Origin of the sequence: Alkalicoccus luteus, from assembly GCF_012034335.1 — a bacterium.
In the GTDB taxonomy this organism is placed as follows: Bacteria; Bacillota; Bacilli; order Bacillales; family Salisediminibacteriaceae; genus Alkalicoccus; species Alkalicoccus luteus_A.
In genome coordinates this window covers 188621-213571 of the sequence record NZ_JAATHJ010000003.1, presented here as the reverse complement: position 1 = coordinate 213571, position 24951 = coordinate 188621, and the positions used below count along the sequence as shown (strand labels likewise).

Sequence of the window (24951 nt, the reverse complement as noted above, 5' to 3'; positions counted from 1 at the left end):
AAAATCCGTGTGTCGGCGGTTCGATTCCGTCCCGAGCCACCACTTTTTATGCTGGCCTAGCTCAATTGGTAGAGCAACTGACTTGTAATCAGTAGGTTGGGGGTTCAAGTCCTCTGGCCAGCACCATTTTCATTGGAGGGGTAGCGAAGTTGGCCAAACGCGGCGGACTGTAAATCCGCTCCTTCGGGTTCGGGAGTTCGAATCTCTCCCCCTCCACCATGAAACACTTCTAACTGCGGCGGTTGTGGCGAAGTGGTTAACGCACCGGATTGTGATTCCGGCATTCGTGGGTTCAATTCCCATCAGCCGCCCCATTTTATATTTAGGGCTATAGCCAAGCGGTAAGGCATCGGATTTTGATTCCGTGATTCGCAGGTTCGAATCCTGCTAGCCCTGCCATTTTTTTAATCACATATGCGGGAATAGCTCAGTGGTAGAGCACCACCTTGCCAAGGTGGGGGTCGCGGGTTCGAATCCCGTTTCCCGCTCCAGTAATGAGGCGGCATAGCCAAGTGGTAAGGCAGAGGTCTGCAAAACCTCCATCACCGGTTCGAATCCGGTTGTCGCCTCCATTTTTTCTTACATAGTTCTGTTTTACAGCGCCGGGGTGGTGGAATTGGCAGACACACAGGACTTAAAATCCTGCGGTAAGTAATTACCGTGCCGGTTCGAGTCCGGCCCTCGGCACCAACTATATTTCGTAAGCCGGAGTGGTGGAATGGCAGACACGTCGCACTCAAAATGCGATGCCCTCTGGGCGTGCCGGTTCGAGTCCGGCCTCCGGTACCAGAATAATTGATGCAGCAGCGCAGGCTGCTTTTTTTGTGTTTACATAAAATTTGACAATGATCGCTTTGAATAGTAGACTTCTTAGAGAAAACACGTTCGGCTATCGTAAGCAAAGGTGGACGCATCATGAACTTAAAAGACAAATTAACCGCCTTCAGTAAGACCATAGGAGTCGATCGTATCGGTTTTGCACCGGCTGACCCGTTCGTTACGTTAAAGGAGCGGCTCCGCGTTCAGCAGGAGTCGGGGTACGCATCCGGTTTTGAATACGGAACGATAGAAGAAAGAACCACTCCCCGGCTGCTGCTTCCTCAGGCGAAAACAATTATCAGCATCGCCATCGCCTACCCGTCTAAAATGAAAGATGCTCCTAAATCAGTTAAAGGAGACAGGCGGGGATTATTCTGCCGTGCCAGCTGGGGAGAAGATTATCATCATGTACTCCGGCGGAAACTGGCCCAGATTGAAGCATTTCTGGAGCAGGAGGCACCGGGTTCCAGAAGCAGAAGCATGGTGGATACAGGAGAACTCTCAGACAGAGCAGTAGCAGAGCGGGCGGGTATTGGATGGTCAGGAAAGAACTGTGCTGTCATTACACCAGACCTCGGCTCCTACGTTTACCTTGGTGAAATGATAACAACTGTTGCAATTGAGGAAGATATGCCGCTTGAAGATCAGTGCGGAACCTGTACGAAATGTATTGATGCCTGTCCGACAGGTGCTCTCGTACAGGGCGGGCAATTGGATTCACAAAAGTGTATCGCTTTTCTAACCCAGACGAAAGGCATGGTTGCTGAACAGTTCCGGAAAAAAATCGGCAACCGGCTATACGGCTGTGACACTTGTCAGACGGTTTGTCCGGAAAATAAAGGAGTTGACGAGCATCGTCACCCGGAGCTAGAGCCGGACCCTGAAAAAGTAAAGCCTAGATTGGAACCGCTTTTGACGATGTCGAATAAAGAATTTAAACGTATATATGGTCAGATGGCCGGATCATGGCGGGGTAAAAAACCAATTCAGCGAAACGCACTGATTGCGCTGGGCGTTTATAAAGAGACCGCTTCTCTCCCGGCAGTGCTGGATCGTATGGAACACGATCCGCGCCCTGTTATTCGTGCAACCGCCGCCTGGGCAGCAGCTGAAATATGCAGGGAGCCGGAGACAATGGCTCGTATTGAGGCTGTCTATTCAGTAGAAACGGATGAAGAGGCAGCGGAGGAAATGAAGAAGGTGCTCATCCGCAGCTCAGGGCTTTCAAATATCAGAGGAGGAAGCTGAATATGCTCATTTACAGGAAATTAGCTGTTGCCGGAATGACGCTTAGCGCTGCTGCTGAAGAAGACGGTGTCTCACTCATCCATTTTGATTCATCCGAAAAAACTCCAATACGTCTGAAGCAGCTGTATCGGGACACGACATTGGATGCACAGCAGGGAACGAATCCGCTGCTGGATCAGCTTGAGAAAGAGCTGGACGCTTATTTTCTTCATCATCGCAAACACTTTACGCTACCGATAAAGCTGATTGGTACTGCCTTTCAGAAAGCAGTATGGAAACAGCTTGTCACCATTCCTTATGGAGAGACTCGATCATACAAAGAGATAGCAGAAATGACCGGATCACCGAAGGCCGTGCGTGCAGTCGGCGGAGCAAATAATCGGAATCCTCTTCCTATTGTTGTTCCCTGCCATCGTGTTATTGGATCTAACGGATCGCTCGTTGGATATGCCGGCGGGCTTGAATGGAAAAAAAAGCTGTTGTCGATTGAATCTTCCGAAGAACTGCTGAAAGAGACGGTTTTTATAAAGTCGAATTAAGAAACGGTGAATAGAATGAAAAAGATGTGGACCGGTATTATCATGCTGTTGTTATTATCTGCTTGCGCTAATGATGAAGCCGCACTCAGTGAAGCGGATGAAGGAACAAATGTAAGTGTCCTGAAGCCTGTGCAGCTAAATGAAAATTGGGAGCTGCAGGAAGTAGTTCAAGATGATAATTTAATCGTTTCAGTTTATGAGCATGCGGAAAAAGGCACCGTGGAGCTGATTCAGGATCAGCAGATTCAGGGTCTGGATCCGGCAGTACTTAGAGACTACTTGAACGATGGCAACTGGACCGGCGATTTTCATAGGCCGGCTGATGGTATGCCGTTAGCCATTCACGAGTATGTAGGGGAGTGGACGAGCCTTCCGGATCCGGAAGAACGTGTTCAGTATACGTTTGTCAGACAGTTTGATTTATTTCAGACTCCGGCAGACGGATTATCCTATTATCAGGTTATCGGGCAGAACGTATCAGAGTCTGATGTCATTGAATTTGTAGAAGCGCTTGACCGCGTTCAAAGTTAAGAGAGGAAGCTGTAAGAATGAGCGTACACGTTGTATTACATGAACCTGAAATCCCGGCAAACACGGGGAATATTGCCAGAACTTGTGCAGGAACGAATGCACATCTTCATCTGATTCATCCGCTTGGATTCTCCACGGATGACCGCATGCTGAAGCGGGCAGGGTGCGACTATTGGCCAAAGGTATCTGTTCATCATCACGACAGTCTGGATGAGCTGATGTATGCTTATCCGGACGGCGAGTTTTATGCAATTGAGACAACCGGTGCTGTGAGCTATACTGTAAAAGATTTTTCTGATGCAGACCAGGACTATTTCTTTGTGTTCGGCAAGGAAACAAAGGGGCTCCCGCAAGAAGTTTTAAATCGATTTGAAGGCCGCTGTCTGGTCATTCCGCAGACGTCTCATGTCAGGTCGCTGAATTTATCAAATACAGCTGCTGTGTTAGTATATGAAGCGATGCGACAGCAGAATTTTGTGTCGCTGCTTGAGCCGGCGGACGAAAGTGCCGTTTTACATCAAAAATAATGTTAGCCGCAGGATGAGCCTGGAAACTAAAAAACGCTTTCGGAGAACATTACTCCGAAAGCGTTTTGTATAGCCGTACCAGCAAAATGCAGAAGCACGAATTAGTTTTTGTTTGACTTTACATTATAGCCGGCAGTAAAAATAGACATCACGAACACGACACAAACTGCTAAAATAAGAAATAAATCCATATGATGAGTGCCTCCCTTTTTGATCTCTATTAATGAATATACCACGTTTCGCACTGAAAAAAAAGCAGGGATGCGATCAGCTTTTCATGCTGCAGCACAAACGCTATAATGAAAGGTATCTTGTGTAGAGAGAGGGTGTTGCACGATGTACGTTGTAATGAATGAACTTCATGTTCCCCCGGAAGGCAGGGAGAACGTTGCCGCACGATTCTCAGAGAGTGCTGAAAAAATGAAGGAAGTACCTGGTTGTCTCGATTTTATGTTCCTGCAGCCGGGTGAAGAATCCAATTATCCTGTGGTATTAACAAAGTGGGAGAGCCAGGAGGACTATCATAACTGGATCAACAGTGACGCATTTAAAAAAGCACATAAGCCCCGAAAAGAGAACCTAGACAAAAGTCCGACTCAAAGCAATAAAATCTATGAATACTTTGTGCCTCATCATTTGTAAAAGAATAAGAAACGAAAAACCTGTGTTCTTTACGGAGAACATAGGTTTTTCCATTTATTTCTGCTATACTTAAAACGTTAAATGCCGTTGAAATGGAGTCTATTACATGAAGAATTTTTACATAACGAGTCACTTTCCGCTTATTTCTATTTTATTTTTCAGCCTTGCATTTTCCGTTTATACAGAACGTCTTGTGACCGGTTATCTGCAGGAAATCGGCTTATATTCAGGAATGGTAGAATTTTTTTCTGAACAAGGAATTGTCCTCGCTTTAGTAGGAGTGCTCTGGATCTTTTTCTTTATGCTCTTTGCTGCTCTGAAGCTGATTGCTGATACGGTAAACGAGCTGTCCCTGCTGTTCTTTTCGAAAGAAGAAGAGGGAGTAGACATCCGGGTATTGAGAGGCGGTTCGTGGATCTTTTTGATCGCAGGCATTCTGTCGCTTCCGTCGGTGCTTGATATCCGGCTGCTGGCAGGGGTATTTGCAGCGGCGTGCTTCAGCTACTTTGTGTTTTTTGTATACCGCGTCAGTCCGCATGTCCGACTCGGGCCGCTCATCGGTCTTATGTTTTTTCATCTTCTCTTCTGGCTCGTCTTTGTATCAGCTATTGGTTTTCTGCTGCTGCGTCTCTACAGCGCCGTGCTCGCAAGTTTACCAGTCTAACAAAGACAGCTTCCCGTCCATCTGCCCGTCATTGACAGACGCTGGCTGGGGTCGCTGAAAAGGTCTTATATAGTGTAAATGAGAAGAGAGCTGTTCCGGTTGGGCAGCTCTCTTTTCTGTATGCGTAAGAACCTCATTCATTTAGAAGCGCTGTTGTCATAAAGCAAGACGACTTTAATAAGCTGATCTGTGTCTGGCCAGGTCGTTTTATTAACGTACGGCCGGATATGTGATTTTTGGAGTGCAGAATTGTGCCAGCCTTTAGGGAGCTGCAGGAAGCTGCTGCATGATGTTTCTCCACAGCCGGGTATGGACCTGGTCCCTCGACTGATTCTCGAGTGACTGAGGCTGATCGTGTCCGACCCAAATACCTGTAGTATACCAATCATTCGAGCCGATAAACCAAAGGTCATGAAAGTCGTCCGACGTTCCGGTTTTACCGCCAAGATACCCATCTGTTTCATACCTCGCAGCTGTTCCGGTACCGCTTTCCACTGTTCTCTTCATCATGCCTCTTATTGTATCAGCTGTTTCAGCTGAATAGACGCTGACTGAAGCACTTGTTCCTTCGACAATGACATCTCCATCAAGCGTTGTGACCTGCCGTATGGCTCTTGGTGTCCGGTAATCGCCTTTATTCTGAAAGACGGTGTAAGCCCGGGTCATATCGTTAACGCTCATACCTTCAGAAAATCCACCGAGAGCAGCAGGGAGCCGGATGTCTTCTTCTTTAAGCCTTGGAAAGTCAAACTTGCGAAGGTAGGAAAATCCGGTCTCCGGAGTGATTTTGTCCAGCATTCTGACAGCTGCTGTATTATGGGACTGCTTAAATGCTTGTTCCAATGTGACAACGCCATATTCTGTTCCGCCAAAATTCCGGGGAGAATAGCCATTCTTTGAAAACGGTCCGGAATCGATATAACTTCCGGCTTTGTCTTCGCCTGTTTCTTCCATGAACGGACCAAATGACAGCAGCGGTTTGATAGTAGAGCCGGGCGAACGTGACGCCTGCCAGCCCCGGTGAAAATCAAATTTCTGATAAGCAGTTCCCCCGGTAATGGCAGTAATTTCGTTCATTTCGTGATCAATAACGGAGGCGGCGGCTTGAATATCGGAAGCACTGAAACGATCGTTGATAATATCAGTAACCGTATTCTGAACATCCGGATCAAGTGCTGTTTCAATAATCACTCCTTGTTGCAATAGCTCCTTGGCACGTTCAGCAGCTCCCTCTGCATCGAGATTCTCCTGATTGATTAACAGCTCTTCAAATTCATGGTGAACGTATGAAACATAATCAGGGAAGTCGTCTGTACGCTCACTGAGATCGAGAACAATCTGCTCCTCAAGCGCGTCTGTCAGCTGACGCTCGGTCAAAATGCCGGCTGTAACCATACGCTCAAGCATCACTTCCTGTCGCTCCATCGTCGCTTCTGAATTAACGAGCGGGTCAAACCGGGAGGGAGCATTTGGAATGGCACCGAGAAATGTAATTTCTGCGAGTGATAGCTCAGACGAAGGGCGGCTGAAATAAAACTGACTAGCTGATTCAAATCCGTAGACGCCGTTCGCAAAGTAGATCGAATTCATATAGAGCTCCAGAATATCCTCTTTCGTCATCTCCCGCTCCATCTGATAAGCATAAAGAATCTCAGAAAGCTTTCGCTCATAGGTCTGCTCGTGCGTTAAATATAGGTTTCTTGCGACCTGCTGGGTGATCGTACTTCCGCCCTGATCGATTTCCTGTGCCTGCAGGTTCACCATAAGGGCGCGGGCGATGCCGTTTCCATCAAAGCCTTTATGCTCATAAAACTGGCGGTCTTCAACCGCCAGGAACATGTTCACAGCTACTTCAGGCATCTCTTCGAGTGGAGTGTAAATGCGATTCTCACCGCTGTATACGTCCGATACCAGTACGCCGTGACGGTCTGTAATACGGCTGTTTAATGTCATGGCAGCGGCATCAAACTGAATTTCTTCGTCCAGCACCTCATGAAAGGTCGGCGTTTGCGGGAGCTGCTCCAGCAGTTCACCAAATAAAAACGTAAACGCTGCAGCTAGAAAAGCTACAGCAGTAAAACCTAATCCGGTTCTTATCATCGGGGGCCTCCTGTATTCCATACACATCTATCCTGCTATCAGTTTACACGGATTTGCAGAAGATGGAAAGAACTGTTCGGGAGCGACCAAAATAATACCAGTTTAGTTCCGGCCGGAACGGGCAATTAAAAAGTAGAGGCAAAGGGCGATATGTGGAGGTAGATGAACATGTTCAAACGCAAAAAGCATATAAACGGCATGTATGAAAAGCCGTTCTGGCTCCGGTTTTCCTGGAGCATTTTGCAGGCAGTTTTAATCGTGGCTGTCTTTTCCTTTATCGTAAGGGAATTTATGTTTACAAATTATATTGTGTACGGACAATCTATGATGCCGACAATCCGGGATGGAGAGCGGATTATTGTCAACAAGATCGGCTATGATTTTATGGAGCCGGAGCGATTTGATCTGATTATTTTTCATGCGGATGAGGAATCGGATTATATAAAACGAATTATTGGCCTGCCGGGAGATGACCTTTACTATGAGTCTGATACCCTCTATGTGAACGGGGAACCGGTTGAAGAGGAATTTTTGGAGGAGTCCCGGACGGAAAACGGGTCTGAACATTTTACCGATGATTTTCAGCTGGAGGATTTAACAGATGAGCAGACGGTGCCGGATGGACATGTTTTCGTACTTGGGGACAATCGGCAGAACAGTATAGACAGTAGGCAGATTGGCTATGTTCCGATGGAAGAAATCGTTGGAAGAGCAAACCTGGCGTTCTGGCCGCCTGAGAGCATACGATTTATTCGCTGAACGGATCGAGATATAAAAGTCAGCAAAACGAATTAACGGACGCGGGGGTCACTAAAGTTCTAAACTTCATCTCGCTAACAGAGAAAGGCCGCCTTTAATCAGGGGCGGCCTTTTCAGAGTGTGGATAAAGTCATTTTAAGTGAATAACGTTGCATCTGCCTGTATCTGCGGACACTCGCTTTCCGGAGGGAACGGGCTCAGCTAACCGCTTCCTCCTGCTGCCGGAAGCGCTGGATCTTCGCCTCGTTCTGATCCTCCTGGAGTCGAGGTCCTCCGATGTCGGCAGCTGTCAGTGCGTTTCAAGTGCCTGGTTATGAATGCACGATCGGCTTCCATACGGATAGAACTTTCCCGATGAGACGTTTCAATGTTGAACAGGGGTGTCCGTACTTCGTAGAATTCATTATGAAAGTACAAAAAGCAGTCGCGTCTGTCGTGACGTTGTTTTCCACGAAGCAGAGCCGTTTCCTCGCTGTGTCCGGCGGAGACGCCAGTGGAAGCCACGCAGCCTGAAGATTCCGTGCCGTTCAGATCTGCGAACGGCATCAACGCACGAGCGGAGCCGGACTGGCTTTTGACGGTTTCTTGTAAGAAACTTGCGTCCGAGTGAAGCCTCATAGCCGTTCGATCTTGAACGGCATGAAAAGCGCGAGCGGAGCCGGACTGGGTCTTAAAGGCTTCTCAGGAGAAGCCTGTGTCCGAGTGAAGCCGCGCCATCCTTCGTGCCTTTCTTCCCTTCATACAGGGGTCACCCTGAGAAATAGCTGAAGGCCAGCCCACGGCAAGCTTCCGCCGGTAAACAGAGGGGAAATACAACCAAACGAATAAACATGTAAGTTGCAAGACTTTTTCAACAGCCTGGAAAGGCCGCCCTTAATCAAGGGCGGCCTTTTAACTACTGCTATTGACGTTTTTTCGCGGCTTCTGCATCGAGTGCCTTGCGTTCGATTTGCAATGCTTTTATCAGTGAGAAAGCCATTAAGATCATAATAATCGAGAACGGAAGCGCTGCAATAATCATCGCGTTCTCCAGTGCCTGCAGTCCACCTGTGAATAGCAGAATAGATGCAGTAATTGAAAGCATCAGACCCCAGACCAGCTTCACCGATTTAGGCGGTGTGAGGGAACCATTCGTTGTCTGCATAGCGAGAATGAACGTTCCGGAGTCTGCAGAAGTAATGAAGAAGGTTGCGATCAACATTATTGCGATCACAGACATCACTGCACTTAGTGGATAATTATCAAGAACTCCGAAGAGGGCTTCTTCTGTTGCAAGTTCTGAAATAGCAGCGACTCCATTCGTTTCAAGGAAGATGGCAGAGCCACCGAAAATCGAAAACCAAAGAAAGCCGACTACAGAAGGAACAAGCAGAACACCTAAAACGAATTCCCGAAGCGTTCGACCTTTTGAGACACGTGCGATAAAGGAGCCAACAAATGGTGCCCAGGATATCCACCATGCCCAGTAGAAGATTGTCCAGCCGTCAATCCAGGCTCTCTCATCTTCATCAAACGGCGATATTCGGAAGCTCATGCTCGGCAGCTGCTGAATATACGTACCAATCGTGTTCGTAAACAAGTTTAAGTTAAACAATGTTGGTCCAAAAATGAAAAGGAAGAAAAAAAGCGTAAATGCAAGAATCATATTTACGTTCGAGAGAATCTTGATCCCCCGGTTCAACCCTGTGTAAGCCGAAATCATGAAAAGAACGGTTACGGCGATAATAATTAGAAACTGAGCAGTAAAGTTCGTGCCGATACCAAGCAGGAAGGCTAGACCGCCGTTAATCTGCACTGCACCAAAACCGAGTGTTCCTGCTACCCCGACAACTGTCGCGGTTACAGCAATAATATCTACTGTATGACCTACAGGGCCTCTGGAATATTTCCCCATCACCGGTTCCAGTGTAGCACTGATCAAACCTGGCGCATTTTTTCTGAATTTGAAGTATGCAAGTGCCATTGCTACTACTGCATAGATACCCCACGCGTGAACACCCCAATGGAAAAAGGAGTAACGCATAGATTCAAGTATGGCAGAATCTGAACCGGCTTCTGCCGTTGGTGCATCCACCATAAAGTGTGAAATAGGTTCTGCCGCGCCCCAGAATACGAGCCCAATCCCCATACCTGCACTGAACAGCATGGCGAACCAGGTTAAGTAATTGTAATCCGGTTTATCATCCGGTTTACCAAGTTTAATTTTTCCGTATGGACTAACGATGATGAAGGCACAAACCACAACGAACCCCGTAACAGCAAGCAGATAGTACCAGCCGAGGTTGTCGGAGATCATACCTCGAAGCGCTCCACTTTGGGCTTCGAATGTTTCGGGAATGGCGACACCGAATACAACGAATACTAATAGTATAGCTAAAGCAACCCAAAAAACGATTGTGAGCTTTTTCAACTCTCTCACCTCTCCTCTCTAGTCATAATGGTATATACCCTAATCCGTTTAATAAAAACAACGCTCCCTGCTTTAGAGAACGTTCACGCACAATTACCAACTATACAACAAAACACGGTTAAAGTGCAAGGTGAGGAAGTTTGAATTTCGATTCTTTTCGACAGGATCAGCCGGAAACGTTCCGGCTGTTTTTTATTAAAAAAGACTGGAGCATCTGCATCAACTTAAGCTGCAGCCACATCCGGGGCTACAGCTTCCTGAGAACGGACTCTATCAGACTGTCGCGGTTTCTTCAGGATCGTCCGGCCATAATGGTAAATTTATATTCATCGCTCTTGAAGTAGATTTCCGTATACTCGAAAACGGTCTCATCATACAGGCGGGAAAACAAATGTACTTTAATAATCGGGATATCTTCTTTCATTAATAAAAGTTCACGAATAGACTGGTCGGGAAGAATCGGGATCACTTCCTGAAAGCTTTCCTTAATACGAAGTTTTTTGACTTGTTCAACGTAGGCATACTTTGAGCCTTTCATCGTTTCATAGGAGAGGTCGGGAAACAGCGAAAGCGGCATATACGTGTCTTCTACTACGAGCGGCTTATCATCAACCCAGCGCTGCCTGCGGATGTAATAAACCTGTTCGCCCTCCTCCAGACCGAGAATCTGCCGGATCCTGTTGTCAGGCTCGATTACGGAAAACTGAAGAACTTTATTACACGTTGTTTTATTTAATGCCTCCATTTCCTCTGTAAAGCCCTGAAGTGCATAAATGTTATGTTCGAACTTATTTTCTGTTACATATGTGCCGCTTCCCTGCACTTTATAAAGGAGTTCTTCCTGAACGAGCTGCTTAATCGCCTGGCGGATGGTGACTCTGCTGGCACTAAAACGTTCCGAGAGTTTTGCTTCCGTAGGAATAGCATTTCCCTGCTTCCAAATGCCTTTCGTTATTTCTTCTTTCATGCGAGCTGCAATCTGTTTATATAGAGGGGACGTTCCTCGCATACAGTAAAACCTCCGCTTCCAGCATACTCTGACACATGGTCGTTCGGCCTTCTGATGTCATGTATAGACAATTTTAAAGCAAAGGTTGACGTTCCGTCTATATTGTATTTGTATTAATTAATATAATACAAATTAGATACAAATAATTGGAGGTTTACGTTAATGAAAAGACAACGACTTGTAGTAGCAGGTGCGGGAAGCACGTACACGCTTGGAATGATTATGAGTTTGATTGAAGAGAAGGAACATTTTCCACTTGAATCGATTATTTTTTATGATACGGATGCAGTGCGCCAGGAGAAAAATGCGCGGGCAGCCAAGGTTATTTTGCATGATAAGTATCCTGAACTGAAATCGTTCAGCTGGACGACAGATAAAAAAGAGGCCTTTGAACAGGCAGACTTTGTGTTTGTACAAATTCGTACCGGCGGTCTGAAGATGAGAGAACTGGATGAAAAGATTCCGCTTAAACACGGAGTTGTCGGCCAGGAAACATGCGGTCCCGGGGGAATGGCTTACGGACTTCGCTCTATTGGCGACATGATTGACCTTGTCCAGGATATCCGGGCGCATGCACCGGAAGCCTGGATTCTGAATTATACAAACCCGGCTGCAATTGTTGCAGAGGCGCTCCGGCGTGAATTTCCGGACGACAAAAAGCTGCTGAACATCTGCGACATGCCGGCGGCTATCATGGTAAGCTACGCAAAAATACTGGGAAAAGAAATCTGGGATCTTGTGCCGGAGTATTTCGGCCTCAATCACTTCGGATGGTTCACAGACATTTACGATAAAGAAGGAAACCGCCTTACAGACGATATTAAACGTGCTATAACAGAGGACGGCTTTTTACCGGAAGATTCGGAGATTGTGAATGATCCTTCCTGGATTAAAACGTTCAAGCAAGTAGAAACGATGCTGAATGATTTTCCTGAATACCTGCCTAATACGTACCTCCAGTATTACCTGTACCCGTCCGATATGGCATCGAAGGACGATATTGACAACACGAGGGCAAGACAGGTTATTAATGGCAGGGAAAAGCGAGTGCATGAACTGGAGGACCAGCTGATTGCAGATAATACGACAGCTAACGCGGACCTTGAGGTTGATATTCACGGATGTTACATGATCCGGGTCGCTGCTTCTCTCGCCTATAACAACCGTGACACGTTTATTGTAATAACAGAGAATAATGGCATTATTTCCAATATGCCTGCAGATGCCATGGTGGAAGTGCCGGCTCTGCTGACGAGCGATGGACCGAAGCCAATGGCAGTAGGAGAAATCCCGCGTTTTTATAAAGGACTTATGGAAGGGCAGCTCGCTTTTGAGCAGATTGTCGTCGACGCTTATTATGAAAAGAACTACAACAGATTGCTGCAGGCCTTAACACTGAATCGGACAGTTGTTGATACACCGACTGCGCAGAATATTCTGGACGATTTGATCGAAGCGAATCAGGGGTATTGGCCGGAACTTGTATAAGCACCAGTGCAAGGATTAAAAAAAGGAGGATCCTGAATGTTCAGTTTTGCAGGATTACAAAAATTTGGCAAATAGCTTATGGTGCCGGTGGCCCTGCTTCCGGCAGCAGGCATTCTGCTTGGAATCGGAGCGGCTCTCACGGGGCCGCTTGCTGACACGCTGACCTTCCTGCAGGCAGATGCTGTACAGGCAGCTGGTGCGGGGATGAATACGATCGGGCTTAGTATTTTTGAAAATCTGCCGATCATCTTTGCTCTCGGCGTTGCAATTGGTCTCTCTGGAGGATCAGGGATAGCAGCTCTGGCAGCTTTGCTTGGATATGTCATCATGAATAATACGATTTCACTCGTGCTGGGGATTACGCCGGAGATGACGGAACAATCTGGTGAATATGGCATGGCAGTAGGGATCCCTACGCTGGAGACCGGGGTGCTCGGCGGGATTGTAGTCGGACTGACGACCGTTTGGGTGCACTCAAAATTTAAGCGGTTTCAGCCGCCGGAAGTACTCGGATTTTTTGCGGGGGACAGATCAGTAGGAATTGTTATGGTATTTGTTTCGATCGGACTTGGATTTATCATGATGGCGGTCTGGCCGCCAATCCAATCAGTGATTGATGCAACGGCAAACGTCATCGCTTCAGACGCAACAAACCCTCTATACATCGGTCTTTATGGCTTTTTAGAACGGGTACTTATTCCAACCGGACTTCATCACATCTGGTACGCCCCATTCCTGTGGTCTGGTCTCGGCGGTACGCAGGAAGTCGGTGGACAGCTCGTTTCAGGTGACCAGTATATATTCCTCGCACAAGTTGCGGAGGGAGTCGATGTTACAGCGGGACGGTTTATGGCAGGTAAATTCCCTGTTATTATGTTTGGCCTGCTTGGTGCAGCTCTTGCCATGTACCGCTGTGCAGATAAAAAAAACCAGCCGGTTGTCAAAGGCATGCTGATAGCAGCAGCTGGTACCGCGTTTCTGACAGGGATCACAGAGCCGATCGAGTTCACATTCCTCTTCGTAGCACCTGTGCTGTTTGTTATTCATGCGCTCTTGGCAGGCGTCAGCTTTGCTGTAGCGTACATGCTTGATGTGAATCTCGGCTGGGCTGGAGGATCCGGGCTGATTGATTATGTACTAGTCAATATATTGCCTGGCACGAACAACTGGTGGATGAACATCGTAATGGGAATCGTCTTCTTTTTCGTTTACTACTTCCTGTTCTCTTACGTCATTAAAAAATGGGACATTGCGACCCCTAGCCGTGGCGGCTCGGAGGCTAAGCTTTACACCCGTAAAGATTTTAATGAAAAGAAGCAGGGCGGAGAAAAGGAATACCAGAAGACAGCGGCGTCCATTCTTGAAGCTCTGGGCGGTGAGTCCAATATTGATCATGTCGATGCCTGCTTTACGCGACTCCGGGTCACTGTTAAGGAACCGGAGAAAATTGATGAAGCTGAACTGAAGGCTCTCGGCGCAGCAGGCGTTATGAAATACAATAAAAACATACAGGCTGTATTTGGCGGTAATTCAGATTTATATAAAAATGAAATTAACGATTTAATCGAAGCGGAAGGCTGATGAACCCCCTCCTTTTCCTGCAGAAACGTGTACATGCAGATGAGGAGGGGATTTTTTATGGAGTTTAAACGAGTAAGGCTTATGAAACATCCGGTAAAAACCTACAGCGGAGGGTTCGTTCCAAATCGGATCACGATTCATCACAGCGGAACGGAAGGGGGAAGTGCGGCTGCCTTTGCACGCTATCATGTAGAAACTTCAGGATGGCCGGGGATCGGCTATCATTTTGTTATTGAACGATCCGGTGAGATTGTCCAGTGTCATGATGAAACGGTGCGCAGCTTTCATGTGGCAGGACATAATACAGGGAATATCGGAATTTGTCTGACAGGAAACGGTTCGTTTACCGCTCTCCAGATGCAGCAGTTGAAAAAGCTCGTTCAATTCCTGCAGCAAAAATGGAATATAAAAGCGGCTCATGTTCGTGGGCACCGGGAACTGCCCCATCAGAGAACGCAGTGTCCGGGTTTCTCTGTATCTGAGCTGAGACGAGAGCTGCAGGGTGTTGCCACAGTCCGGTACGGTTCCAGCGGAGCGGCCGTCATCAGGCTTCAGAATGCACTTCTGAAAGCCGGATACAAGCTTCGAGAGTTCGGAGCAGATGGCGTGTTCGGAAGAGAAACGGAAGCTGCAGTGATTCAGTTCCAACGTGATCAAGGTATTCAGACAGATGGAATAGCCGGACCTGTAACGTGGGGAAGGCTGATTAAGAGCACGACAGCCTGATCCCCTAAATGCCTGTCGCTTTATGCCTGCTCCAGTGCTTTCGAATTTCCGAGCAGCCAGGCGCTTACGTGCTCACAAAAGGATGATGAAGTTTCAAACCAGAGGATATCATGCCATATTCATATCAACCGGCAGTTGTGAGGAAGCACAAGAGCTTTGATTTCTTTTCATTAAGCTGAATTAGGTGAGATAAATACTGACTGTCGGTCTCATCTTATAATGGAGCAAGGTGCCAGGCGTGCCCGGGTCCAAAAAAATGAGCGGCTCTCCACAGAGGGCCGCTCATTTTTGGAACGCACTGCGTGCAGTGCCTGCTTATTCGTTGTCCGGGTTAGTTTTCTGACCGCGGGCCAGGTTCACGAAGAAAGCAATGGTCCGGTAAATGCCGAACAAAAGGACAGCTGACATCAAAGAACCTGCCATATATCCTGCCGTGAAATTACGTCGCAGGAACCATTCTTCATTCATGCCGACGAAAACACCGACTGCGACTGAAATAAGCAGCAGTGCAGCCACGATTACATATTCCAGCTTTTTCTCATTACTTAAAGAATCAAGGAAAGCCAATTAAAACCCCTCCAGTCATACTGCCTGTCATCAGTATAATCCGGAGGGGCTGGACGTGCAAACTATTTTAGATTCTTTAATGCTTCTCCGACCGGTACATCACCGGTCATCATTTCAAAAATAACATTTTCAGTTTCCTTCAGCGTAAGTGAGTTCACAGCTGTAGCAGCCACGTCTTCTCTTGGAACAGAGCCATCATAGTTGTCGAGCTTTTTGACGGCATGAATCGTACCGCGGGCAGCATCATTAGTGAGCGGACCCGGCCGGATGATCGTGTAGACCAGCCCGCTCTCAATCAAATGCTCGTCAGCAGCCAGCTTGGCCTGCATGTAATGTTTGATATTGTCGGGGGCGCTCTCTGCTTCATCAGCCATAATGGAGCTGATCATGACAAAGCGGGTAACATCAGACTTCCTTGCTTCATCCACTGCCTGCTGGGCAGCTTTCCGGTCAATGACCTCCGTCTGCTCTTTACTCGTATGACCGCCTGATCCTGCGGTGAAAATAACAGCATCCATTCCGTTATAAGCATGTGAAAAGTCTTGTTCAAGATCACCTATTGTAATGTGATCAGCGCCAAGCTCTTCCATATCTTTTCGCTGCTCTTCTTTGCGAATCATTGCATTTACCTCATGCTCCGGGCTTAATCCGAGCATTCGCACAACGTGGCGGCCGATTTGACCATTTGCTCCAATAACTAGTACTCGCATCGATAGTGCCTCCTTAACGTAGTCTTACGGCTCCTATAACGGGACCTATGAAAGATTGTTCCCAGCCTGTACGGATACTAAACCTGTGCGCCTCTCTGATTGACCGGAAAAGAAAGGAAGCTTATTATGAGAGAAAAGAGGAGGGTTTCCAATGATGAACAAACCGAAAGTTGCTACATACTCCATTATCGGATTTGATCCGGCAACTGGTGAAACAGGGATTGCTGTCCAGTCGAAGTTTCTCGGTGTCGGAGCAGTCGTTCCCTGGGCAGAAGCTGGAACAGGTGCGGTGGCCACTCAGTCGTTTGCCAACACCGCTTTTGGACCGGACGGGCTCGAGCTTTTGAAAAAAGGATTTTCAGCGGAGGAGGTCGTGGAAAAACTAATAGCAGACGATGAAGAAGCGGCATTGAGGCAGTTTGCGATTATGGATGCTGATGGAAAAACTGCCGCTTATACCGGGAGCGAATGCTTTGACTGGGCAGGTCACCGGGCTGGTAACTATTGTACGGCTCAGGGGAATATACTTAAAAATAAGGAAACCGTTGAGCATATGATAACGTCGTTTGAGTCATCAAAAGGTCCGCTGGCTGAAAGGCTGCTTAATGCTCTCGATGCCGCTCAGGCTGCGGGTGGAGATTCGCGTGGGAAGCAGTCGGCTGCGATGTTCATCGTCCAGCAGGAAGGCGGCTATGGAGGCTACAACGATCGAAAATATGATCTGCGTGTTGATGACCATAAAGAGCCGATCGATGAGCTGAGAAGGCTGTATGAGCTTCATCGGCTGTATTTCACTAGGCCGGATGAAAACGATCTGCTGGAGCTTAATGGTGAAGTACTGCAGGAAGTTCAGAGCCATTTACAGCGTGAAAACCTGTTAGCGGAAACTAAAGAAAGCTATACAGATGAGGTCAAAGCCGCTTTGGAAGCTTACTTTATGCAGGAGAACTTTGAGGAGCGCTGGCAGGATGACCATAAAATAGATCCGGCCGTCCTCACCTTTATGCGAAGCAGAAAGGAAAGCTGATAAACCGGGGATGACGAAGCAAAAGGAGCAGGGCAGATGCTGTTGAACCAACTTGTTATCTGGATACTTGTGATTGCCGCAGCAGTTGGTGCGGCAGATAAAATCAGAGGAAATAAAAAAGGCTACGGGGAAGCTTTTGATGAGGGGTTCCGCACGATGGGGCCCCTCGCTTTTGTTATGGTTGGCATGATATCAGTAGCACCGCTCCTGGCAGAAATGCTGAGGCCGGTGCTGATTCCGGTTTTTACGTTTATCGGGGCGGACCCGGGGATGTTTCCCGGAATGCTTCTGGCAGTTGACATGGGAGGATATCCGCTTGCGATGGAACTTGCTGAAACGAGGGAGGCTGCGCTTTTGTCCGGCATTATTTTAGCAACGATGCTTGGACCGGTTTTCGTTTTTACGGTGCCTGTTGCACTCGGTTTAATACATAAAGAAGATCACACGGTTTTTGCAGAGGGAATTATGCTGGGGTTGATTCCTGTCCCCGCAGGTGCCTTTCTTGCAGGTCTTGCAGCAGGAATGCCTGCGATGTTTGTGCTGCAGCAGCTGGTTCCTGCTGCGCTTCTGGTTATAGCTATGGTTGCCGGGCTTTATTGGGCAGGACCATCTGTCGTCAGGCTGTTTATTGCAGGAGGACGGATGATCATGGTGTTTATTACAGCCGTCATTCTTATCCTAATTGTTCAGGAACTTGCGGGCATCGTCATTCTTCCGGGACTGACTCCGTTTCACGAATCGATGGAAATTGTCGGATTAATCGTGCTGGCTCTTGCAGGAGCTTTTCCGCTCGTCCATTTTTTAAAACGAACGCTCCATTCCAGGCTGGCAGCTCGTAAAGGGCGCATAAGCGCGGATGGATGGATTGGATTTTTAACACAGCTGGCTCACAGCATTCCTGTTTATAAGAAGCTTCATACGCTTGACGATGAAGCAAAACTTATGAACGTGGCGTTCAGCGTAAGCGGGGCATTTCTGTTAGGAGGGCATCTCGGCTTTACAGCAGCTCTGGAGCCTGAAATGACAGTGGCGATGCTGATTGGAAAAGCATCTGCGGGAGTGATGGCGATCCTGCTGACAGCAGCGGTAATTCGTTACAGAAGGAGAAATACAGGCCTTCCTGTAAGTTAAGTTCTCTTTCATTAAGATCAATAAAGAGGCTGTTTCAACTTAGGTGACACATGCTGCATGTGCCTGTTCTCTGCGGACACTCGCTTTCCGGAGGGCGCTGCTCGGCCTTCCCTCCTGCTGTCTGCCGGATCTTCGTCTCGTTCTGATCCTCCCGGAGGTGCTCCGATGTCGGGAATTGCCAGAACGGTTGAAACGTTTTATCTCAATTATCACGAGCTTGTTCAGCAGCCTCCCGCTCGATGCAGAAAGAAATACGAATTTAATGCTGGAGCTGTCTGTCTGAAGGGAAGCGACGGTACAGTGAACGGCGCTCTGTAAGGTGTGCAAGCTGCCGGACTTGTTCTGCGGTTACGGGCTTTGGAAGCACGGCATCAGCACCAAGACGCAGAGCTTTTCGTAAATGTCCCTTTAATTGACAGGACGATTTCAACACAATGCACGGGCTGCCAGGCATCCGCTGCAGCTGTTTCAACAGGGAGATCCCATTTCCTGACGCCATAATAATATCAAGTACGACAATTTCAGGTTCAAGCTGCTCGACATACGCAAGAACCTGTTCTGAAGAATCCGTTTCCACCACTTGCACATCATTTTCTTCAAGTACCTGAGCAATCAAATTCCGCTCCTCACGGTCCTGATTGCATAGCAATGCAGTCTGCAAGAAATTCCCCTCCCAAATTGATTATTTCCATAGTGTATCAGTGAAAATGACTGAAAAAAAGGGGATAACTGCAAGAAATAAGAGCAGGTGCTTTATAAAAATTCGGTTTCATTTTAAAGCTCTGAAAACGTCCATAGTTGATAGAAGGAAACGTCACTGCAAGGCTGCAAGGTGAGAAAAAAGTGTTACAGGCCTCGTTTCTTTCTATTAGCACCGGTCATGGACTGGAACTAATTAAAACGTGTCGTTGTTACTGATCCTGAGGCCGTCCCTGTCGTCATGCATACTCGTCAAAAAGGATGTGAAAAAAGCAGAACGAGTCTCTTACCTTGAAACAGCAGATCAGCAACTATTATGAATTAGCAGAATAGTTAATTCTTTTCAGGCAAATATGAAATTTTGTTTAAAATCTATTTATTTGTTGCGTGAAAGGTGGTATATTGAAGGCACTTAAGAAAACGCTGTCAACGCATGCCGTATGTCATGGTAAGAGGTCAGACATCAAACATGTGAATTTTTTCTTAGTTGGAAGCGTTTTTAAGATTATATTTTGAGACATAATGTGGCATAATGGTTTCAGAGTTTTTATCTTTCTCTATTTTTGAGGGATAAAAACTGAAATAATATATTATTCTAGGGGGATGCTCGACATGAAAAAGAGTACAACGATGCTGCTTTCATCTGTGCTTACTGCAGGAGTTCTGCTCGCGGCTTGCGGAGACGGGAACAACAATGAAGACACGACTCCGGTAAATGACGGAAACGAAAATACCGGCAATGCCGCAGAGGAAAACGACGCTGATGAAAACGCTGGAAACGAAGGCGAGGAAGACGGCGGAAACGAAGCTGCAGGCGAAGGCGGCGAAGGCTTCTCTTCCAAAATGGTTACGGATGTCGGCGGGGTTGATGACCGTTCATTCAACGAATCTGCCTGGGCAGGCCTGACTGAATTTGGAGAAGACTTCCCGGAAGCTGATGTAGATTATATCCAGTCTGGAGATGCAGCAGACTATCTGCCAAACCTGCAGCAGCTTGCACGTGAAGGGACAGATCTGTCGTTTGCGATCGGATTTCTAATGGCGGATGACGTTCGTACGGTTGCCGAGCAGAACCCGGATCAGAATTTTGCAATCGTCGATGAAGTGGTTACAGACGACGACGGTAATCCAATAGACAACCTGGCAAGCATTACGTTTGCTGAACATGAAGGTTCATTCCTCGTTGGTGTTATTGCAGCGATGCATACAGAAACAGATGAAGTCGGATTTATCGGCGGCGTGGAAAGTCCGCTTATTAAAAAATTCGAAAATGGCTTTAAAGCGGGCGTAAGCTACGTTGATTCGGACATTGAAATCGCTGTACAGTACGCTCAGGACTTTAACGATGCTTCAACAGGCCAGAATATCGCCGATACAATGTACTCTAACGGGGCTGACATTATCTATCATGCTGCCGGCGGAACAGGAAACGGTCTCTTTACAGAAGCAATTGACCGTAACCAGAGCGGCGAAACAGTCTGGGCTATCGGAGTAGACCAGGATCAGGCGCTTACTGAAGGTGGATGGGATGAAGGAAACGTCATTCTTTCTTCTATGGTAAAGCGAGTAGATACAGCTGTATATAACGTTTCTGAAGATACTATGAACGGCAGCTTCCCAGGTGGTGAAACGCTTGAATTCGGTCTTGAAGACGATGGTGTCGGCATTGCTGAAACACAGGACAACGTTTCTGATGAAGCAGTCGAAGCCGTTGAAGAATACGAGCAGATGATTACGGACGGAGAAATTGAAGTTCCACAGACAGATGAAGAGTACGAAGAGTTCATGGACTCTCTCTAATAGCGACCCGGCATATCCGGCTTGAATATTAATTTCATCCGGCAGACAGAGGCTAGTCTTGTACTAGCCTTTGTTTATACCCATTTGCCGGACGAGTTGACAATTTTCGACGGAATCAGACATAGAAAACCGGGACTTCTGCTGAAGCGGTGCAAGCTTCCGGCAGTCATCTTTTATCTGCATGAAACAGGGAGTTGTTAATGGTGGAATACGTAATTGAAATGAACGATATTCGTAAAGAGTTTCCGGGCATCGTAGCGAATGACAACATCACGCTGCAGGTCAAACAAGGCGAAATTCATGCCCTTCTTGGAGAAAATGGTGCCGGGAAATCAACGCTTATGAACGTCTTGTTCGGCTTGTATCAGCCCGAACGAGGAGAAATTAAAGTTCGTGGGGAAAAGGTTAATATCAATGACCCAAACGTAGCTAATGATCTCGGGATCGGCATGGTGCATCAGCACTTTATGCTCGTACAGAATTTTTCGGTCACGGAAAATATTATTTTAGGAAGCGAACCAACCTCCCGCGGAACAATTAACTTAAAAAAAGCGGAGAAGGATGTTCAGGAGATTTCCGACCGCTACGGCCTTCGCGTTGACCCTCGTGCCAAGATTGAGGATATTTCGGTTGGCATGCAGCAGCGTGCGGAAATTCTGAAAACACTTTACCGCGGCGCTGAGATACTTATTTTTGATGAGCCTACGGCTGCCCTTACGCCGCAGGAGATTAAAGAACTGATTCAAATAATGAATAATTTGATCAAAGAAGGTAAGTCGATCATTCTCATCACACATAAACTTAAGGAAATTCTGCAGGTTTGTGACCGCTGCACGGTTATTCGCCGTGGAGTAGGTGTCGGAACCGTAGAGGTGGAGGGCGCGACTGAAAGCAGCCTGGCTGAAATGATGGTCGGTAGAGAAGTCAGCTTTCAGGTGGAAAAAGGTCCTGCTTCTCCAAAAGAACTCGTGCTTGATGTGAAAGATCTTGTTGTCGAAGATTCACGCGGAGTGGATGTCGTCAATAAGCTTAATCTTCAAGTCCGGGAAGGGGAAATTATCGGTCTTGCAGGAGTTGATGGGAACGGTCAGACTGAGCTTGTGGAAGCAATTACCGGGCTTCGCAAGGCGAAGAGCGGTACTATTTCCATTTCCGGAACGGATACAACGTCTTTGAAACCTCGTAAGGTGACCGAAACGGGAATCGGACATATTCCGCAGGACCGTCATAAGCACGGGCTTGTACTTGATTTTACGATCGGGGAGAACGTGCTGCTGCAAACGTATTATCAGAAGCCTTTTACGAATACAGGCGTGCTGAACTATAACCTGATGTACGAGAAAGCGAAGTCGCTAATTGAGGAATACGATGTTCGTACGCCGTCAGAAAAAACACAGGCCCGCGCGCTCTCAGGTGGAAATCAGCAGAAAGCCATTATCGCAAGGGAAGTAGACCGCTCCCCGAATTTGCTTGTCGCTGCTCAGCCGACACGTGGGCTCGATGTCGGTGCGATTGAATTTATTCACCGGAAGCTGATTGAAGAACGGGATAAGGGCCGTGCTGTTCTGCTCGTCTCGTTGGAATTGGAAGAGGTCATGAACGTTAGTGATAAAATTGCCGTTATTTACGAAGGTGAAATCGTCGCCATTGTTAATTCGGATGAAACAACGGAACAAGAGCTAGGCCTGCTGATGGCAGGCGGTTCGAAGGAAGCAGGTGAGCCAGCCACATGAAAAACTTTATGCAGGGAAGAGGATTCAACATCCTGATTCCGCTCATTGCCATCTTTTTTGGCTTTGCGGCGGGCGCAGTCATCATGCTCTTCAGCGGGAACAACCCGATCGAAGGCTACAGCGCACTGATTGCCGGGATTATTGGAGAACCTTATGATTTTGGGGAAACCCTTCAGCGAATGACGCCGCTTATTTTCTCCGGGCTGGCTGTTGCTTTCGCATTTCGCACGGGATTACTTAATATCGGGGTAGAAGGACAGCTGATCGTAGGCTGGTTTACGTCTGTCTATGTCGGACTTGCTATTGAAGCGCCAATGATCATCCATCTTCCGCTGGCGATTACTGCCGGAGCTGTGGCAGGGGCTCTTTGGGGATTTGTTCCGGGGTATTTAAAAGCCCGCTTTCAGGTTCACGAGGTTATTGTCACGATTATGATGAACTACATCGCGATGCATGTTACGAATTCACTGATTCGTACTTACCTGTTGGACAGCGGTCAGCGGACCGGATTTATTAATAGTACCGCTTCTCTTGAATCAGGATTTCTATCCGAATTGACTCAGTTTTCCAGGCTGCACTGGGGCTTCTTTATTGCCGCGGCAGCATGTGTACTCATGTGGTTTATTTTATGGAAAACGAAAAAAGGCTTCGAACTGCGTTCTGTCGGCTATAACAAAAACGCCTCACTTTATGCAGGTATGAACGTGAACGCGAATATTATTCTCTCCATGTCTGTTTCCGGGGCATTTGCCGGGGCAGGCGGTGCCATGGTAGGACTTGGAACGTATCAGTACGCGAACATCCTGCCTGCCTTTACGAATATCGGATTCGATGGAATCGCGGTAGCTCTTCTTGGAGCAAGTACATCTGTCGGGATTTTCCTAGCAGCATTTCTCTTTGGAGGTCTGCAGCAGGGAGCGAACATGATGCAGTCGCGTGCCGGCGTAGCGCCTGAACTTGTTGAAATTATTATCGCCCTGATTATTTTCTTTGTAGCATCCAGCTACATCATCCGCTGGGGACTCGGGCGCCTTACTAGCCGGAAGGGGGATAAGTAAATGGATGTGATACTGCAAATACTATATATTATCGTACCGGCATCGCTGATTGCAGCTACCCCCCTTATGCTGACAGCTATGGGCGGACTGTTCAGTGAACGTTCCGGGGTGGTGAACATCGGTCTGGAAGGACTGATGGTCATGGGAGCGTTCGGTGGTATAATGGGAACACTCATTTTTGAAGGAATGGGCTTTGGAAACCTGTCTCCTTGGATGGGGATCGGATTTGCGATTGTGATCGGAGCCATCTTCTCGCTCTTTCACGCGGTTGCTTCGATTTCGTTCCGGGCTGATCAGATTGTTTCCGGTGTTGCTTTGAACTTTCTCGCACTCGGGCTTACTGTATTCATCGTGCGGGAGGTGTTCGACCGTGGTCAGACGGATACGATCAGTGCCCGTATATTCCGGACGAACATTCCGGTGCTGAGTGATATTCCGATTCTCGGACCAATGCTGTTCTCACGCGTTTATTTAACAACGTACATTGCACTATTGATTGTCGTTTTAGTATGGTACGTCGTATTCAAAACACCGTTTGGTCTCCGGCTGCGCGCGGTTGGTGAGCATCCGATGGCTGCGGATACGATGGGAATTAAAGTGCTGCGTATGCGCTATATCGGCGTTATGCTCAGTGGTGCATTCGCCGGTGCAGGCGGTGCTGTCTATGCGGTTACAATCGCAGGGAACTTTGCCGCAGGTACGATTGTCGGTCAGGGCTTTATGGCACTGGCAGCCCTTATATTCGGAAAATGGACCCCGTTTGGTGCCATGGGGGCAGCCATTTTCTTTGGATTTGCGATGGCACTCAGCACCTCGGCTCAGCAGCTTCCAGGTTTCCAGAACATTCCGCAAGTGTACTTTCTGATCCTGCCGTATGTTCTGACGATCTTTGCTCTCGCTGGATTTGTCGGCAAGGCAGAACCACCAAAAGCATTGAACCAGCCTTACACAAAAGGAAGCCGTTAATTACATTACGAACCGCCTCTGTAATCGTGCAGGGGCGGTTTATGTTTTTTCGGATACAACAGTCATTTCAGGAAATCACCCGGCTGAAACATCAGCGCGCTTTCTCTACGGGGAGGAAGTCAGAAATGCGAAGTGCTCTTACAGGGAAAAGATTTCTGAGCGAACTTATCTATGCTAAGATAGGATGGGTGCGTTTAAGCGCACATGCATGTGAAAG

23 protein-coding genes and 8 tRNA genes are annotated in these 24951 nt (G+C 47.6%); 24 read left to right on the top strand and 7 right to left on the bottom strand.

What is annotated here, in order from left to right; all coding sequences use genetic code 11:
- The first annotated feature begins 50 nt into the window (after positions 1–50).
- The 14 genes from HCN83_RS03755 to HCN83_RS03690 all read left to right on the top strand — a co-directional run bounded on the left by HCN83_RS03755 (position 51) and on the right by HCN83_RS03690 (position 4970).
- Positions 51–126: transfer RNA gene (locus HCN83_RS03755), tRNA-Thr, on the top strand.
- Positions 127–134: 8 nt separating this feature from the next.
- Positions 135–219 (top strand) — tRNA-Tyr (locus HCN83_RS03750).
- A gap of 19 nt (positions 220–238) precedes the next feature.
- Positions 239–314 (top strand) — tRNA-His (locus HCN83_RS03745).
- A gap of 10 nt (positions 315–324) precedes the next feature.
- Positions 325–399 (top strand) — tRNA-Gln (locus HCN83_RS03740).
- 17 nt (positions 400–416) lie between these two features.
- Positions 417–491 (top strand) — tRNA-Gly (locus tag HCN83_RS03735).
- 7 nt (positions 492–498) lie between these two features.
- Positions 499–572 (top strand) — tRNA-Cys (locus HCN83_RS03730).
- A gap of 29 nt (positions 573–601) precedes the next feature.
- Positions 602–690, top strand: a tRNA-Leu gene (locus tag HCN83_RS03725).
- Positions 691–704: 14 nt separating this feature from the next.
- A tRNA-Leu gene (locus HCN83_RS03720) sits at positions 705–789 on the top strand.
- A gap of 126 nt (positions 790–915) precedes the next feature.
- Positions 916–2067, top strand: coding sequence for a tRNA epoxyqueuosine(34) reductase QueG (queG, locus tag HCN83_RS03715; protein ID WP_168004972.1), 1152 nt, complete (start codon positions 916–918; stop codon positions 2065–2067).
- 2 nt (positions 2068–2069) lie between these two features.
- Positions 2070–2606, top strand: coding sequence for a methylated-DNA--[protein]-cysteine S-methyltransferase (locus tag HCN83_RS03710; RefSeq protein ID WP_168004971.1), 537 nt, complete (start codon positions 2070–2072; stop codon positions 2604–2606).
- Between the two features lie 15 nt (positions 2607–2621).
- Positions 2622–3137 carry a hypothetical protein gene (locus tag HCN83_RS03705; protein ID WP_168004970.1) on the top strand — a complete coding sequence of 172 codons (516 nt, stop codon included), beginning with the start codon at positions 2622–2624 and terminating at the stop codon, positions 3135–3137.
- A gap of 17 nt (positions 3138–3154) precedes the next feature.
- Positions 3155–3664 carry a tRNA (uridine(34)/cytosine(34)/5-carboxymethylaminomethyluridine(34)-2'-O)-methyltransferase TrmL gene (trmL, locus tag HCN83_RS03700; protein WP_168004969.1) on the top strand — a complete coding sequence of 170 codons (510 nt, stop codon included), beginning with the start codon at positions 3155–3157 and terminating at the stop codon, positions 3662–3664.
- 336 nt (positions 3665–4000) lie between these two features.
- Entirely contained in the window at positions 4001–4306 is a 306-nt protein-coding gene (locus HCN83_RS03695) for an antibiotic biosynthesis monooxygenase family protein (protein WP_168004968.1), read from the top strand.
- A 106-nt stretch (positions 4307–4412) separates the two neighbouring features.
- On the top strand, positions 4413–4970 hold the full coding sequence (locus HCN83_RS03690; RefSeq protein WP_168004967.1) for a DUF5366 family protein: 558 nt from the start codon (positions 4413–4415) through the stop codon (positions 4968–4970).
- A gap of 261 nt (positions 4971–5231) precedes the next feature.
- Here HCN83_RS03690 and HCN83_RS03685 read toward each other — a convergent pair whose 3' ends face one another.
- Positions 5232–7070: a transglycosylase domain-containing protein gene (locus HCN83_RS03685; protein ID WP_168004966.1), complete on the bottom strand. Its 1839-nt coding sequence runs from the start codon at positions 7068–7070 to the stop codon at positions 5232–5234.
- Positions 7071–7238: 168 nt separating this feature from the next.
- On the opposite strand from HCN83_RS03685, the gene lepB reads away from it, so the two are divergent.
- Positions 7239–7829, top strand: a complete 591-nt coding sequence (lepB, locus tag HCN83_RS03680; protein WP_168004965.1) for a signal peptidase I — start codon at positions 7239–7241, stop codon at positions 7827–7829.
- Positions 7830–8030: 201 nt separating this feature from the next.
- On the opposite strand, the gene HCN83_RS03675 is transcribed toward lepB, so the two are convergent.
- The 3 genes from HCN83_RS03675 to HCN83_RS03665 form a co-directional block, all read right to left on the bottom strand.
- Positions 8031–8375 carry a hypothetical protein gene (locus HCN83_RS03675; RefSeq protein WP_168004964.1) on the bottom strand — a complete coding sequence of 115 codons (345 nt, stop codon included), beginning with the start codon at positions 8373–8375 and terminating at the stop codon, positions 8031–8033.
- Between the two features lie 355 nt (positions 8376–8730).
- Positions 8731–10239 (bottom strand): glycine betaine uptake BCCT transporter, encoded by a 1509-nt coding sequence (locus tag HCN83_RS03670; RefSeq protein ID WP_168004963.1) that lies wholly within the window; start codon positions 10237–10239, stop codon positions 8731–8733.
- A 292-nt stretch (positions 10240–10531) separates the two neighbouring features.
- A complete protein-coding gene (locus tag HCN83_RS03665) occupies positions 10532–11248 on the bottom strand; it encodes a UTRA domain-containing protein (RefSeq protein ID WP_168004962.1) in 717 nt (238 codons plus the stop codon).
- 162 nt (positions 11249–11410) lie between these two features.
- Here HCN83_RS03665 and HCN83_RS03660 point away from each other — a divergent pair, with 162 nt between their 5' ends.
- The 3 genes from HCN83_RS03660 to HCN83_RS03650 all read left to right on the top strand — a co-directional run bounded on the left by HCN83_RS03660 (position 11411) and on the right by HCN83_RS03650 (position 15043).
- The gene (locus tag HCN83_RS03660) at positions 11411–12736 is read left to right on the top strand and encodes a 6-phospho-alpha-glucosidase (protein ID WP_168004961.1); all 1326 of its coding nucleotides are present in this window, start codon (positions 11411–11413) and stop codon (positions 12734–12736) included.
- A gap of 78 nt (positions 12737–12814) precedes the next feature.
- Positions 12815–14317 (top strand): PTS transporter subunit EIIC, encoded by a 1503-nt coding sequence (locus HCN83_RS03655; protein WP_246238080.1) that lies wholly within the window; start codon positions 12815–12817, stop codon positions 14315–14317.
- A gap of 57 nt (positions 14318–14374) precedes the next feature.
- Positions 14375–15043: a peptidoglycan recognition protein family protein gene (locus tag HCN83_RS03650; protein WP_168004960.1), complete on the top strand. Its 669-nt coding sequence runs from the start codon at positions 14375–14377 to the stop codon at positions 15041–15043.
- Positions 15044–15358: 315 nt separating this feature from the next.
- Here the strand turns inward: HCN83_RS03650 and HCN83_RS03645 are convergent, their stop codons facing one another.
- Both HCN83_RS03645 and HCN83_RS03640 read right to left on the bottom strand, forming a co-directional pair.
- Entirely contained in the window at positions 15359–15610 is a 252-nt protein-coding gene (locus HCN83_RS03645; RefSeq protein ID WP_168004959.1) for a hypothetical protein, read from the bottom strand.
- 62 nt (positions 15611–15672) lie between these two features.
- Positions 15673–16320 carry an SDR family oxidoreductase gene (locus HCN83_RS03640; protein ID WP_168004958.1) on the bottom strand — a complete coding sequence of 216 codons (648 nt, stop codon included), beginning with the start codon at positions 16318–16320 and terminating at the stop codon, positions 15673–15675.
- Positions 16321–16471: 151 nt separating this feature from the next.
- Here HCN83_RS03640 and HCN83_RS03635 point away from each other — a divergent pair, with 151 nt between their 5' ends.
- Both HCN83_RS03635 and HCN83_RS03630 read left to right on the top strand, forming a co-directional pair.
- The gene (locus HCN83_RS03635; protein ID WP_168004957.1) at positions 16472–17347 is read left to right on the top strand and encodes a DUF1028 domain-containing protein; all 876 of its coding nucleotides are present in this window, start codon (positions 16472–16474) and stop codon (positions 17345–17347) included.
- A gap of 36 nt (positions 17348–17383) precedes the next feature.
- A complete protein-coding gene (locus tag HCN83_RS03630; protein WP_168004956.1) occupies positions 17384–18478 on the top strand; it encodes an ethanolamine utilization protein EutH in 1095 nt (364 codons plus the stop codon).
- A 259-nt stretch (positions 18479–18737) separates the two neighbouring features.
- On the opposite strand, the gene HCN83_RS03625 is transcribed toward HCN83_RS03630, so the two are convergent.
- Entirely contained in the window at positions 18738–19139 is a 402-nt protein-coding gene (locus tag HCN83_RS03625; protein ID WP_168004955.1) for a response regulator, read from the bottom strand.
- A 650-nt stretch (positions 19140–19789) separates the two neighbouring features.
- Between HCN83_RS03625 and HCN83_RS03620 the strand changes: the two genes are divergently transcribed.
- The 4 genes from HCN83_RS03620 to HCN83_RS03605 all read left to right on the top strand — a co-directional run bounded on the left by HCN83_RS03620 (position 19790) and on the right by HCN83_RS03605 (position 24734).
- Positions 19790–20977, top strand: a complete 1188-nt coding sequence (locus HCN83_RS03620) for a BMP family lipoprotein (RefSeq protein ID WP_205774484.1) — start codon at positions 19790–19792, stop codon at positions 20975–20977.
- A gap of 203 nt (positions 20978–21180) precedes the next feature.
- On the top strand, positions 21181–22710 hold the full coding sequence (locus HCN83_RS03615; protein WP_168004954.1) for an ATP-binding cassette domain-containing protein: 1530 nt from the start codon (positions 21181–21183) through the stop codon (positions 22708–22710).
- An 8-nt stretch (positions 22711–22718) separates the two neighbouring features.
- Positions 22719–23768: an ABC transporter permease gene (locus tag HCN83_RS03610; RefSeq protein WP_168004986.1), complete on the top strand. Its 1050-nt coding sequence runs from the start codon at positions 22719–22721 to the stop codon at positions 23766–23768.
- A complete protein-coding gene (locus HCN83_RS03605; RefSeq protein ID WP_168004953.1) occupies positions 23769–24734 on the top strand; it encodes an ABC transporter permease in 966 nt (321 codons plus the stop codon).
- Positions 24735–24951 lie beyond the last annotated feature (217 nt).